Below are 13,356 nucleotides of genomic sequence, written 5' to 3'. Positions count from 1 at the left end.
GCATGCGATCCACTTCGTGGCGCTGGATGTCCGCTGGACAAGCGGGTATTCCCGCCCTGGCAAACCATGTCATCTGCACTTCCTTCCGCAGCACCCGTTCCACTCGTGTCCGACTCCCACGCCTGCGCCGCGGACGACTGCCTGGCTGAGCTCGGCGTCGACCGCGATGAAGGGCTGGATGCCGCCGAGGCGGCGGCGCGGCTGGCGCGGTACGGCGCCAACACGCTGCCCGAGCCGCCCCGCAACGGCCCGCTGAAGCGTTTCCTGCTGCAATTCCACAACGTACTCATCTATGTATTGCTGGTGGCCGGCGTCGTCACGCTGCTGCTCGGCCACCACGTCGATTCGGGCGTCATCTTCGGCGTCGTCCTGATCAATGCCTTCATCGGCTTCCTGCAGGAAGGCAAGGCCGAGCGCGCGCTCGACGCCATCCGCGACATGCTCTCGCCCCATGCCCAGATCCTGCGCGATGGCCGGCGGCAGGAGGTGGATGCCGGCGAACTGGTGCCGGGCGACATCGTCTTTCTCGCCTCGGGCGACAAGGTGCCCGCCGACCTGCGCCTGATCGACGCGCGCAGCCTGCGCATCGACGAAGCGGTGCTCACCGGCGAAGCGCAGCCGGTGGAGAAATCGCCCGACGCGGTCGCCGCCGATGCCAGCCTTGGCGATCGCTGCTCGATGGCCTATTCCGGCACGCTCGTCACCTATGGCCAGGGCTGCGGCGTGGTGGTCGCCACCGGTGCCGGCAGCGAGATCGGCCGCATCAGCGCGATGCTCGACGAAGTCGAATCGCTGACCACGCCGCTGCTGCGGCAGATGGCGGGTTTCAGCGCGATGCTGACCTGGGTGATCCTCGCCGTGGCGCTCGGCGCCTTCGCCTTCGGCACGCTGCTGCGCGGCTATGCACCGGGCGAGATGTTCCTGGCCGCGGTGAGCCTGGCGGTGGCGGCGATCCCTGAAGGGCTGCCGGCGATCATGACGATCACGCTCGCCATCGGTGTGCAGCGCATGGCGCGGCGGCGCGCCATCATCCGCCGCCTGCCGGCGGTCGAGGCGCTCGGCTCGGTCACCGTGATCTGCTCCGACAAGACCGGTACGCTGACCCGCAACGAAATGACCGTGCAGCGCGTGATCACCGCCGACGGCAATCTGGACGTCAGCGGTGCCGGCTATGCACCGCAGGGCGGCTTCGAACGTGACGGACGCGAACTGCCGCCTGACGACGCACCCCTGCTGCGCCGGATCGGCCGCGCCGCGTTGCTGTGCAACGACGCCGAACTGAGCCTGGACGGTGATACCTGGCACATGGTCGGCGACCCCACCGAAGGCGCGCTGGCGACGCTGGCGCTCAAGGCCGGCATCGACCCTCGACTGCAGCGCGAAGAACTGCCACGCGACGATCTCATCCCCTTCGAATCCGAGCACCGCTTCATGGCCACGCTGCATCACGACCAGCGCGGCGAAGCCCGGATCATGCTGAAGGGCGCGCCGGAGCGCGTGCTGTCGCTGTGCGCCACCTGCACCGGCCTCGACGGCCAGCCGCTGCCGCTGGACGCCGACGTCTGGCAGCAGCGGATGGACGAGGCCGCCGCCCGCGGCATGCGCCTGCTGGCCGTGGCCGAACGGCAGGCGCCGGGCCGGCTGGACGGCTTGTGCTTAGACGACGTGGAGCAGGGCGGCTTCGTGCTGCTGGCCGTGCTCGGCATCACCGATCCGCCGCGCGACGAAGCCGTGTGTGCGGTACAGGCCTGCCTGGGCGCGGGCATTCGGGTCAAGATGATCACCGGCGACCACGCCGCCACCGCGCGCGCCATCGGCCAGCAACTCGGCCTGGCGCAGGAAGTGCGCGCCGTCACCGGCGCCGAGATCGAGCGCATGGACGACGCCACGCTGCAGCGCGTCGTGCTGGAAACCGAAATCTTTGCCCGCGCCAGCCCCGAACACAAACTGCGCCTGGTCAAGGCGCTGCAGGCCGGCGGCGAAGTGGTGGCGATGACCGGTGACGGCGTCAACGACGCGCCCGCGCTCAAGCGCGCCGACGTCGGCGTCGCGATGGGCCGGAAAGGCACCGAAGCCGCCAAGGAAGCGGCGGAAATGGTGCTGGCCGACGACAACTTCGCCTCGGTCGCGGCCGCCGTCGAAGAAGGGCGCACCGTCTACGACAACCTGAAGAAAGCCGTCGCCTACATCCTGCCCACCAACATCGGCCAGGCCGGTATCGTGTTCTTCGCCGTGCTGTTCGGGCTGACCATGCCGATCACCCCGGCGCAGATCCTGTGGGTCAACATGATCACCGCAGTCACGCTGGCGCTGGCGCTTGCCTTTGAAAAGGCCGAGCCCGACATCATGCAGCGCCGCCCGCGCGACCCGCGCGAACCCCTGCTGACGCGCTTCCTGCTGTGGCGCATCGTCTTCGTCGGCCTGCTGCTGGTGGCGGGCGGCATGGGCCTGTTCCTGTGGGAACTGGAACAGGGTGCCAGCCTGGCCGCCGCGCGCACCGCGGCGGTCAACGCGGTGCTGGCCGGCGAAGTGTTCTATCTCTTCAACATGCGCAGCCTGACCGGTCCGGTACTGAATCGTGCGGGCCTCCTCGGCAATCGCTACGTGCTGTGGGCAATCGGCCTGCTGCTGGCCTGCCAGATCCCATTCACCTACCTGCCGGTGATGCAGGCGCTGTTCGGTACCGAAGGGCTGGCGCCGGATGCATGGCTGCGGATTCTCGGCTTCGGTGTGGCGGTGCTGCTGCTGGTGGAAGCGGAGAAAGCGGTCGTGCGGGCGCGCGGGGCTGCGTAGTTTCCGCCTGTCGAGAATGCCGTAGCTGTCTTGCTGTGGCTGCCCGAGCGCGGGTTGCGCCGGTCCGCATTCGCCTGAGCGGTTCTGCAGGCGACCTCGTCCTCGTCGTGGTCATGCCGAAAGGCTTATGTGCTGGGCATTGTTGATGCGGGTATACCTATATCCGATTCATCTTGCCATTCGATTTTCAATATCTATTGTGAAGCTGAATGTGTTTCCGAGTTTGGCTCGGTGTTTCAGGATGGCATCGCCTTGCGGAGTGGCTTCATCCAGGTTTGTAAGTGCAAGCACTGGTATGCAGCCTCGTGGGGGGCTGTGTAATGATGATTTCCTGGAAAAAACATCAAACCATCAAGGTTTCTCCAGGGGGGATTCAGTGCAGCCATTTACTTTTTTCATAAGCTACCGGCGCCAGGATACCGCTCCAATCGCCCTCTTGCTGAAGAGCGAGATCGAGAAGCGGTTGCAGTTCGTTCGTGTGTCGGTCGATGTCGATGAGATGAAGCCGGGCGACAGATTTCCTGACCGCCTTCGCGCTTTGATCGACGGAGCTCATGCGACGATCGTCCTGATTGGGAAGAACTGGATGCCGAGGCAAGAGGCATCTCAGGAAATTCCGGCCACTCCGGACTGGATCGTCGAAGAATTGCTCTATTCGCGAACGGCAGAGATCAAGTTGCCCGAGCCGGACCGTTTTGGCCTTGCGGGTCGTGCGATCATTCCGCTTTTTGCCGATTGTGCAAGAGATTTTCGGCAGTTTTGCCTACGGCCGGAGCTTGCCTTTCTGGCCGAAATGCATTCCGAACACATCGATTATGCCGGCTGGCCCTCCGCAATAGGCCCGCTCCTGGATAGGCTTGCGGTCAGGCTTTCGCTGAAGAAGCGGCCGGATGCCGATGAGTACCCGAAACCTGATCTTGCGAAAGCGCGCACTCAGCCGCTGCCTGATGCCGAACTCGGCCAGATTCTTCGCTACGACGATTTCGACGGGTGGTACATCGACAATTTTGGCAATGCAGAGGTCAGGTATTTGGTCAAGACGTTCAAGTTTCCTCACTTCAACCAGGCCGCCGAATTCATGGCGCTGGTTTCCGAGCACTGCAAGGTCCTGGATCATCATCCCGAATGGCGCAACGTTTTCAATCACGTCATGGTATCCCTCACGACTTGGGATGCTCAACGGCGCGTGACGATCTACGATTTGAATCTGGCGCTCTATATGAACATGGCCGCAAAGACCATAGTAAAGAAGCGTCCCCTGTGATCGGCGTATCTTGAGTCTCACCAATCCCCGTGACCGCAAAATCCAGGGTTCCAATTATCTGCTCCCTGCCGACCAAGACCATCCCTGGATTCGCCAGCGAAACCGAAGAGCGGGATTTCTGGGAAACACACGATTCGACGCAATACCTCGACTGGTCTCAAGCGCAGCGTGCGGTGCTGCCAAATCTCAAGCCGAGCACCCGCACCATTTCGCTACGTCTGCCTCAGCATCTGCTGGACAACATCAAGGCTGCCGCCAATGCGCGCGACGTGCCTTATCAGTCGCTCATCAAGATATGGCTGCAAGAGAAGCTGCATCACTGACTCGGTAGCTTCCACGCTGTCCTCCGGCCTCCGCACAGCGTAAACTTCCGCCTTTCCGCGCCTCTCGCGCGGAAGCTGGAGAAACCATGAAAACAGAACACGCCCCAACGATCCGGCGCGCCGACTATCGGCCGCTGTCCTGGACGGTCGAGACCGTCGAGCTGCACTTTTCCCTCGATCCCGAAGCCACCGTCGTTACCAACCGCATGTTGTGCGTGCGCAACCCGGATGCGGACGAGGGGCCGATCCGGCTATGGGGCGAGGACCTCGAACGCCTGTCGCTGACCGTCGATGGCCAGGCGCCGCAGGCGCTGCGCGAGAGCGGCGCGCTGATCGAGATCGATGCCGACGGCGATCGCGCAATGGTCGAGGTGCGCACCCGCATCGACCCCAAGGCCAATACCACGCTGTCGGGGCTCTACCTGTCCAACGGCGGCTTCTTCACCCAGTGCGAGGCGGAAGGCTTCCGCCGCATCACCTGCTTCCCCGATCGCCCGGACGTGATGGCGCGCTTCACCGTCACGCTGGAGGCCGAGCGCGCGAGCTGTCCGGTGCTGCTGTCCAACGGCAACCTGATCGAGCAGGGCGAACTGCCGGACGGCCGCCACTACGCGCGCTGGGAAGACCCGTTCCCGAAGCCGTCCTACCTGTTCGCGCTGGTCGCCGCCGATCTGGTGGCGCTGGAGCGCACGGTGCGGACGATGTCGGGCCGCGAGGTGCTGCTGCAGGTGTGGGTGGAGGCGGGCAATCTCGACCGCTGCGGGCATGCGATGGATTCGCTGGTGCATTCGATGCGCTGGGACGAAGAGACCTTCGGCCTGGAGCTGGATCTCGACCGCTTCATGATCGTCGCCGTGGCCGATTTCAACATGGGGGCGATGGAGAACAAGGGCCTCAACATCTTCAACACCAAGTTCGTGCTGGCCAAACCCGACACTGCCACCGACGTCGATTACGAGAACGTCGAGAGCGTGGTGGCGCACGAGTACTTCCACAACTGGACCGGCAATCGCGTCACCTGCCGCGACTGGTTCCAGCTCACGCTGAAGGAAGGGCTGACGGTGTTCCGCGACCAGCAGTTCTCCGCCGACATGCTGGCGCGCGCGGCCGGTGCGGAGGGCGCGGCCTCGGCGCGCGCGGTCAAGCGCATCGACGACGTGCGCGTGCTGCGCGCCGCGCAGTTCCCCGAGGATGCGGGGCCGATGGCGCACCCCATCCGCCCGGACAGCTACCAGGAGATCAACAACTTCTACACTGCCACGGTGTACGAGAAGGGTGCCGAGGTCATCCGCATGCTGCACACCCTGCTGGGGCAGGAGGGTTTCCGCAACGGCATGGATTTGTACTTCAGCTACCACGACGGCCAGGCGGTGACCTGCGACGATTTCGTCGAAGTGATGTCCGAGGCCAACAACGGCTTCGACCTCGACCAGTTCATGCGCTGGTACAGCCAGGCCGGCACGCCGCGGGTGAAGGCGAGCGGCGAGTGGAATGCCGCCGACGGCAGCTACACGCTGACGCTGGCTCAGCACACGCCGGCGACGCCGGGCCAGCACGCCAAGCTGCCGCTGGTGATTCCGGTGGCGGTCGGCCTGATCGGCGCGGACGGGCGCGACTGCCCGCTGCGGCTCGAAGGCGAGGCGCAGGCCGGCGCGGCCACGCGCGTGCTGCAATTGACCGAGGCCGAGCAGCGCTTCCGCTTCGTCGGCCTCGCCGCCGAGCCGGTGCCTTCGCTGCTGCGCGGCTTTTCGGCGCCGGTGGTGCTCGAACTGGATGAGGACGATGCGCGCCTGGCCTTCCGCATGGCGCACGACGCCGACCCCTGCAACCGCTGGGACGCGGCGCAGCGCTACGCCGAGCGCGTCGTGCTGGCGATGGCGGCCGATGCCGCCACGCCGGTGCCCGATGCCTTCGTCGCCGCCTTCCGCGCACTGCTCGGCGACGGTGCGCTCGACCCCGCCTTCCGCGCCCAGGCGCTGGCGTTGCCGGGTGAAGCCTATCTGCTCGAACGCATGGCGCCCGCCGATCCGCTGGCGCTGCGGGCCGCCCTGGCGCGCCTGACGCGCACGCTGGGCGAGCGCCTGGCCGCCGACTGGCTGGCCCTGTTCGACGCCATGCAAGTGCAGGGTGAATACCGCTACCACCCCGCCGACGCGGGCCGGCGCGCGCTGGCAAATCTGGCGCTGCGCTACCTGGCCGCCGCCGGCCATGCCGAAGGGCTGGCTAGGGCACAGGCGCGCTTCGAGGCCGCGACCAACATGACCGAGCGCTTCGGCGCCCTGGCCGCGCTGGTGCAGAGCACCGATCCCGCTCGCGAGGCCGCGCTGGAGGCCTTCCACACCCGCTACCGCGACGATGCGCTGGTGCTCGACAAGTGGTTCGCGCTGCAGGCCGGCGCTTGGCGCTGGGATGATGCGGCTGCACCGACGCTGGATCGCGTGCGCGCGCTGCTGTCCGACCCGGCCTTCAGCCTGTCGAACCCCAATAAGGTGTATGCGTTGCTGGGCACCTATTTCCGCGCCAATCCCGGCGAATTCCACGCCGCCGACGGCAGCGGCCACGCCTTCTGGGCCGAGCAGGTGATCGCATTGAACGCGAGGAATCCGCAGGTCGCGGCGCGCATGGCGCGTGCGCTGGAAAGCTGGCGCCGCTTCACGCCGGCGCTGCAGGCCAGCATCCGCGTCCAGCTCGAACGGGTTCTGGCCAGTGAGGGCCTGTCGCCGGACGTGGCGGAAGTGGTCGGCAAGGCGCTGGGCGGCGACTGAAGCGTCCTGCGCTGGCCGGAAAAGAGAAACGCCGGGTTTGCCCCGGCGTTTCTCATGTGCTTCGGCGGGCGCCGGCTCACTCGGCGGCGAGGTCGCCGGCGATGTAGCTTTCGAGCTGGCGGATCGTCGCCTGCTGCTGCTGGACGACCGACTTGACCATGTCGCCGATGGTGACGACGCCCATGATCTTGCCCTGATAGACCACCGGCAGGTGGCGGAAGCGGTTTTCGGTCATCGTGTGCATGACTTCGTCGACCGTATTGGTGGGTGTGACGGTGCAGGGGTTGGGCGTCATCAGGTCGCCGACACGGATGTCGCGCGATACCAGGCCCTTCAACACGACTTTTCGTGCGTAGTCACGTTCGGTGAAGATGCCCACCAGGCGCTCGCCCTCGGTGACCAGTACACAGCCGATGTCGAACTGCGCCATCAACGACAGGGCGTCGAACACCGAGTCGGCCGGACTCACCGCATGGAAAGCGCTGCCTTTCTGCTCAAGAATCTGCTTTACGGTCGTCGCCATCGTTTCTCTCCCTCCTTAAGTTGTGCATTGTCTGTCACGCGCCACAAGGCCGCCGACTGCGGCTGGTTTATGAGTATAGGGTGGTTCGGGCCGCAGTGAAGCGCAAGCGGGGGCGAACCCTGATGCGCACCGGCTTCAGATCTCCAGATTGTCGATCAACCGGGTGCGGCCCAGCCTGGCTGCCGCCAGCACGACGAGCGGGTCGTCCATGTGGACCGGCGGCTGCAGGTCGGCGCGGCGGCGCACCGCCACGTAGTCGGGTTGCCAGCCGGCGGCGGCCAGTTCGTCCATGGCGTCGGTCTCGAGCTTGAGCAGGTCGTGGTTGCCGGCGCGCACGGCGTCGCGGATGCGGCACAGCAGGCGGTACAGCAGCGTCGCGCGGGCACGCTCGTCGTCGCTCAGGTAGCCGTTGCGCGAGGACAGTGCCAGGCCGTCGTCGGCGCGTACGGTGTCGCCCGGCAGCACTTCGACCGGCAGCGCCAGCTCGCGCACCATGTTGCTCAACACCATCAACTGCTGGTAATCCTTCTTGCCGAACAGGGCGATGTCGGGCTGCACGATGTTGAGCAGCTTGAGCACCACGGTGGCGACGCCGCGGAAATGCCCGGGGCGGAATTCGCCTTCGAGGATCGAGACCTGGGCCGGCGCCGGCTCGACGTGATAGCGCTGCGGCTGCGGGTACATCTCGGCCTCGTCCGGCGCGAACACGTGCTTGACGCCGACCGCGGCGAGCTTCTCGCAGTCGGCGGCGAGGGTGCGGGGGTAGCGGTCGAAATCTTCCCCGGCGCCGAACTGCAGGCGATTCACGAAGATGCTGGCGATCACGCAGTCGGCCTTTTCGGCGGCCTGGCGCATCAGCGCGATGTGACCCTCGTGCAGGTTGCCCATGGTGGGGACGAGGGCGACCTTGCCGGCGCTGGCGCGGGCGGCGCGCAGGTCGGCGATGGTGTGATGGATCTGCATGCTGAAACCTGGAGTGGGTGGCAACTGCTGGTTGGCAACGACGCGCCGGGCGTTCAGTAGCAGTGTTCGGCAGCCGGGAAGCTGCCGTCGCGCACTGCGGCCACATAGCGCGCGACCGCATCCTCGATGCTGGCTGCGCCTTCCATGAAGTTGCGCACGAAGCGGGCGGTCTTGCCCGGGAAGATGCCGAGCATGTCGTGCAGCACCAGCACCTGGCCGTCGCAGGAAGGTCCGGCGCCGATACCGATGGTGGCCATCGTGCGCAGGCTGGCGGTGATGTCGGCGGCGAGCGTGGCCGGCACCATTTCGATGACGACCAGCGATGCGCCGGCCTGTTCCAGCGCCAGCGCATCGGCCTTCATGCGGGCGGCGCCTTCGTCGCCGCGGCCCTGCACGCGGTAGCCGCCGAGCTGGTGCACCGATTGCGGCGTCAGGCCGATGTGGGCGCACACCGGCACGCCGCGCTCGACCAGGAAGCGCACGGTTTCGGCCATGTATTCGCCGCCTTCGATCTTGACCATCTGCGCGCCTGCGGCCATCAGGCGCGCGGCGTTGCGCATCGCCTGTGCCGGGCTTTCGTGACAGGTGCCGAAGGGCATGTCGGTGACCACCAGCGGCCGCGCGCCGGCGCGCGCCACGCATTCGGTGTGATAGGCCATCTGCTCGAGGGTGACCGGCAGCGTGGATTTCTGGCCCTGCAGCACGTTGCCGAGCGAGTCGCCGATCAGCACGACGTCGACGCCGGCACGGCCGAGCAGCGCGGCGAAACTGGCGTCGTAGCCGGTGAGCATGACGATCTTGCGGCCTTCGGCACGCATCTTGCCAAGTTCGAACAGGGTGACGGGCTTCTGGTCCTGAAGATAGCTCATTCATCGCTCCTGATGGGAGGGCGGAGTTTTCACCAAACTGGTGCGTTGCACAAGTTGATTGCCCCGAATATGAGTAGGGGTTTACCCGGCGTAACCGAAGAATTCGCGGTAACCGCGCATGTCGCGCAGGCGGGTGAGCAGCAGTTCGAAGTCGTCGTCGTGGTCGACCGGATTCAGTTTGCCGGCATCGACGATGAACAGCGGCGCCGCGTCGTACTGGTAGAAATAGCGCGTGTAGCGGTCGGCGACCTGCTGCAGGTAGGCTTCGGTGATGCGCCGTTCGGCTTCGAGTCCGCGCTTGTGGACGCGCTCCATCAGCGTGTCGGCGCTGGCCTGCAGGTAGATCACGAGATCGGGCCGGGGCGTCACCGCGGGCTTGACGCTGTCGTGGATGCGCTGGTGCAGCGCCAGTTCCTCGGGGCTGAGGTTCTGCTCGGCGAACAGTCTGTCCTTGTCCAGGATGAAGTCCGATACCACGCGCCGTTCTTCCGAGATCGGGCCGAGCGCGGCGAGCTGATCGATACGCTGGAACAGGAAGGACAACTGCGTCGCCATCGCCCAGCGCTCGGGCTGCTGGTAGAAGCGCGCCAGGAAAGGATTGAGCTCGGCCTGCTCGAACAGGGTGTCGGCCTGCAGCCGCTCGGCCAGGCGCTTTGCCAGCGAGGTCTTGCCGGCACCGATCGGGCCTTCGACGACGATGTAGTGTGCTTTGTCGAGCATGCGTTTGCCGGCCTGGCCTTGTATCAGTGGTGGAATCAGCTGCGGAAGATGAAATAAACCGCGCCAAGCATACACAAGGCAGCCCAGAGATAGTCAAGCTTGAGCGGCTGCTTCATGTACAGCACGACGAAGGGGACGAATACCAGCAGGGTGATCACTTCCTGCATGATCTTGAGCTGGGCCAGGTTCAGCGCCGTGGCGCCGATGCGGTTGGCCGGCACCTGCAGCAGGTATTCGAACAGGGCGATGCTCCAGCTCACCAGCGCCGCCAGGTACCAGGCCTTGCCCTGCATGTTCTTCAGGTGGCCGTACCAGGCGAAGGTCATGAACACGTTGGAGGCGGCGAGCAGCAGCGCGGTCTGCAGCCAGACGGGGTTGGCGGTGAAGGCCGTGGCGGCGGGTTGGAGCCAGGTGGGCATGGTGGGCTCGCGGGTGGAGAGGGGGTGATGGAAAAGGCATGGGCTGGAGACCGCCCTGGCATCAGGTGCGCGCGATGGATTGGCCGGCGACGCCCGGCAGCAGTGCGGCTGCAGGGCCGTGGCCGGGGATGCGGACATCGGGGGCGATCTCGGCCAGCGGCACCAGCGTGAAGGCGCGCAAGTGCATGCGCGGGTGCGGCACCTGCAGGCCGGGTTCGTCGATGACCGCGTCGCCGTGCAGCAGCAGGTCGAGATCCATGGTGCGTGGCGCCATGTGGCCATCACGCCGGCGGCCGCCCTCGTGCTCGATCGTCAGCAGGGCGTCGAGCAGCGGGCGTGCGGCGAGCGTGGTCGACAGCTCGATCACCGCGTTGATGTAGTCGGGCTGGCCTTCGACGCCGACCGGCGCGCTGCGGTACAGCGACGAATGCGCCGCCACCCGGGTGCCGGGCAGTTCGGCCAGGCGCTGCAGTGCCAGTGCGAAGGCCGCGGCGGGGTCGCCGAGGTTGGCGCCGAAGGCGACGAAGGCGCGCAGGGGGAGCGTCATGGGGCGGGGAGTTTGCGCGTCGAGTCTGTGCGTGGCCAGTGCGTGCGAGTCCGCTCAGGCGGCGTCGGCGGCCTGCGATTCTCCCGCCGGCTTGCGGCGCTTGCGGCGGCGCTTCTTGGCCGCGGGGGCGGCGTCGGCCGGTGCCTGGCGGATCAGCGCTTCGCGGGCGTCGTGGCCGGCGTGGGCGAAGCGGTCCCACCAGTCGACGATCTCCATCGGGATTTCGCCCGCCTGCGCGCGCAGGCGCAGGAAGTCCCAGCCGGCGCGGTAGCGCGGCTGCTCGATGAGGCGGTAGGGCGTCTTGCCGGCGCGCTTGTCGAAGCGCGGCTGCAGCGCCCAGATGTCCTTGATGTCGCCGGCGATGCGGCGGGTGATGGCGAGCTTGCCGGCCTGGGCGTCGAGCACCTCGTCCATGGCCTCGAACAGCGCGGGCTGTGAATGTTCGCCGGCGGCTTTCTTCTTTTCCCACGCGGCCAGCACCTCGTGCCACAGCAGCGTGGCGAACAGGAAGCCGGGCGACACCGACTTGTCCTGGCGCACGCGTTCGTCGGTGTTCTCCAGCGACAGCCAGACGAAGCGTTCGCCCATCGGCTGTTCGAGGATGACGTCGAGCAGCGGCAGCAGGCCGTGGTGCAGGCCTTCCTCGCGCAACTGCTTCAGGCATTTGACCGCGTGGCCCGAGAACAGCAGCTTCAGCATCTCGTCGAACAGGCGCGCGGCGGGGACGTTTTCCAGCAGCACCGCCATGTCGCGGATCGGGTGGCGCGCGGCGGGGTCGATCGTCAGTCCCAGCTTGGCGCCCAGGCGCACCGCGCGCAGCATCCGCACCGGGTCTTCGCGGTAGCGGGTGCGCGGATCGCCGATCATGCGCAGCGTCTTCTGCTGGATGTCGGCGACGCCGTGGTGGTAGTCGACGATGGTCTCGCTGGCCGGGTCGTAGTACAGCGCGTTGACGGTGAAGTCGCGCCGGGTGGCGTCCTCTTCCTGGTTGCCGTAGACGTTGTCGCGCAGCACGCGGCCGTGCTCGTCGGTCTCGGCCGATTCGGCGTCCTGGCTGGCGCGGAAGGTGGAGACCTCGATGGTTTCCGGGCCGCTCATCACATGCACGATCTTGAAGCGGCGGCCGATGATGCGCGAACGGCGGAAGGCTGCCCGCACTTCCTCGGGCGTGGCGCTGGTGGCGATGTCGTAGTCCTTGGGCGGCTGGCCGATCAGCAGGTCGCGCACCGCGCCGCCGACGACGAAGGCCTTGTAGCCTTTTTCCTGCAGCACGGCGCAGACCTTGCGTGCTGCGGGGGAGAGTTGTTCGCGCCGAATGCCGTGGCGTTCGATCGGGATCAGCGCGGGTTCGTGGCGGGCGGATTGCGCCGGGCGCTTGAAAACCTTGCGCAGCAGCTTGCGGATCATCGGGAAAGGCGTCGTTCTTGCATGAGCCGGCAATGATAACCGATCGCCCGCGGCGAGCGCGGTTCGTCCATCAGCGCAGCGAAAGCACCGGCCAGCCCTGCTGTTCGGCGTGGGCGTGCAAGGTGTCGTCGGGGTCGACCGCGACCGGGTCGGACACGTGTTTCAGCAGCGGCAGGTCGTTGTGCGAGTCGCTGTAGAACCAGCTGCGCTCGAAGCCGCCGATGTGCAGGCCGAGCGATTCCAGCCAGGCATCGACGCGGACGATCTTGCCGGCCTGGAAAGCCGGCGTGCCGCGTGCCTTGCCGGTGAAGGCGCCGTTTTCCTGCGCCGGGATGGTGGCGACCAGGTGGGGGATGCCGAATTCGCGCACGATCGGGCCGGTGACGAAGGCATTGGTGGCGGTGACGACGGCGACCAGCGCACCTTCGTCCAGGTGTTGCCGGACCAGCGCGCGCGCCTTGGCGGTGATCATCGGCTTCACCGATTGCTCCATGAACTCCCGGTGCCAGGCGTCGAGTTCGGCGCGCGGATGGCGGGCCAGCGGGGCGAGCTGGAAGTCGAGGAAGGCATCGATGTCGAGCGTGCCGGCCTTGTAGTGCTCGTAGAACTCGATGTTCTTCGCTTCCTGCACTTCGCGGTCGAGCACGCCCTTCTCGATCAGGAACTGTGCCCAGGCGAAGTCGGAGTCGCCGGCGAGCAGGGTGTTGTCGAGGTCGAAGAGGGCGAGGTTCACGTTGATGCTCCGGAGGATGGTTGAATCGGA

Annotated in this window: 12 protein-coding genes; 4 read left to right on the top strand and 8 right to left on the bottom strand. The window is 66.5% G+C overall.

Features of this window, described 5'->3' with window-relative positions; genetic code table 11:
• The first annotated feature begins 66 nt into the window (after positions 1 to 66).
• The 4 genes from TBU01S_RS02050 (at position 67) to pepN (ending at position 7,145) form a co-directional block, all read left to right on the top strand.
• A complete protein-coding gene (locus TBU01S_RS02050) occupies positions 67 to 2,793 on the top strand; it encodes a cation-transporting P-type ATPase (protein ID WP_068634976.1) in 2,727 nt (908 codons plus the stop codon).
• Between the two features lie 376 nt (positions 2,794 to 3,169).
• Positions 3,170 to 4,057: a 4a-hydroxytetrahydrobiopterin dehydratase gene (locus TBU01S_RS02045; protein ID WP_068634975.1), complete on the top strand. Its 888-nt coding sequence runs from the start codon at positions 3,170 to 3,172 to the stop codon at positions 4,055 to 4,057.
• Positions 4,058 to 4,086: 29 nt separating this feature from the next.
• Positions 4,087 to 4,380: a BrnA antitoxin family protein gene (locus TBU01S_RS02040; protein ID WP_217999536.1), complete on the top strand. Its 294-nt coding sequence runs from the start codon at positions 4,087 to 4,089 to the stop codon at positions 4,378 to 4,380.
• Positions 4,381 to 4,466: 86 nt separating this feature from the next.
• Positions 4,467 to 7,145: an aminopeptidase N gene (gene pepN / locus TBU01S_RS02035; RefSeq protein WP_068634974.1), complete on the top strand. Its 2,679-nt coding sequence runs from the start codon at positions 4,467 to 4,469 to the stop codon at positions 7,143 to 7,145.
• Between the two features lie 76 nt (positions 7,146 to 7,221).
• On the opposite strand, the gene TBU01S_RS02030 is transcribed toward pepN, so the two are convergent.
• The 8 genes from TBU01S_RS02030 to TBU01S_RS01995 form a co-directional block, all read right to left on the bottom strand.
• Complete coding sequence (locus TBU01S_RS02030; protein WP_068634973.1) at positions 7,222 to 7,668, bottom strand: CBS domain-containing protein; 447 nt, start codon at positions 7,666 to 7,668, stop codon at positions 7,222 to 7,224.
• Positions 7,669 to 7,803: 135 nt separating this feature from the next.
• Positions 7,804 to 8,631: a pantoate--beta-alanine ligase gene (panC, locus tag TBU01S_RS02025; RefSeq protein WP_068634972.1), complete on the bottom strand. Its 828-nt coding sequence runs from the start codon at positions 8,629 to 8,631 to the stop codon at positions 7,804 to 7,806.
• Between the two features lie 53 nt (positions 8,632 to 8,684).
• Positions 8,685 to 9,500, bottom strand: a complete 816-nt coding sequence (gene panB / locus TBU01S_RS02020) for a 3-methyl-2-oxobutanoate hydroxymethyltransferase (protein WP_068634971.1) — start codon at positions 9,498 to 9,500, stop codon at positions 8,685 to 8,687.
• An 81-nt stretch (positions 9,501 to 9,581) separates the two neighbouring features.
• On the bottom strand, positions 9,582 to 10,220 hold the full coding sequence (locus tag TBU01S_RS02015) for a deoxynucleoside kinase (RefSeq protein WP_068634970.1): 639 nt from the start codon (positions 10,218 to 10,220) through the stop codon (positions 9,582 to 9,584).
• 35 nt (positions 10,221 to 10,255) lie between these two features.
• Positions 10,256 to 10,639 carry a DMT family protein gene (locus tag TBU01S_RS02010; RefSeq protein ID WP_068634969.1) on the bottom strand — a complete coding sequence of 128 codons (384 nt, stop codon included), beginning with the start codon at positions 10,637 to 10,639 and terminating at the stop codon, positions 10,256 to 10,258.
• A gap of 61 nt (positions 10,640 to 10,700) precedes the next feature.
• The gene (gene folK, locus TBU01S_RS02005) at positions 10,701 to 11,186 is read right to left on the bottom strand and encodes a 2-amino-4-hydroxy-6-hydroxymethyldihydropteridine diphosphokinase (RefSeq protein WP_068634968.1); all 486 of its coding nucleotides are present in this window, start codon (positions 11,184 to 11,186) and stop codon (positions 10,701 to 10,703) included.
• Between the two features lie 54 nt (positions 11,187 to 11,240).
• The gene (gene pcnB, locus TBU01S_RS02000) at positions 11,241 to 12,593 is read right to left on the bottom strand and encodes a polynucleotide adenylyltransferase PcnB (protein WP_068634967.1); all 1,353 of its coding nucleotides are present in this window, start codon (positions 12,591 to 12,593) and stop codon (positions 11,241 to 11,243) included.
• 70 nt (positions 12,594 to 12,663) lie between these two features.
• Positions 12,664 to 13,326, bottom strand: a complete 663-nt coding sequence (locus TBU01S_RS01995) for a histidinol-phosphatase (RefSeq protein WP_068634966.1) — start codon at positions 13,324 to 13,326, stop codon at positions 12,664 to 12,666.
• Positions 13,327 to 13,356: the final 30 nt, after the last annotated feature.

This window comes from Thauera butanivorans NBRC 103042, from assembly GCF_001591165.1.
Taxonomy (GTDB): domain Bacteria; phylum Pseudomonadota; class Gammaproteobacteria; order Burkholderiales; family Rhodocyclaceae; genus Thauera; species Thauera butanivorans.
Note: the sequence above shows the minus strand (reverse complement) of the source record. Positions and strands in the feature narration are given on the sequence as shown.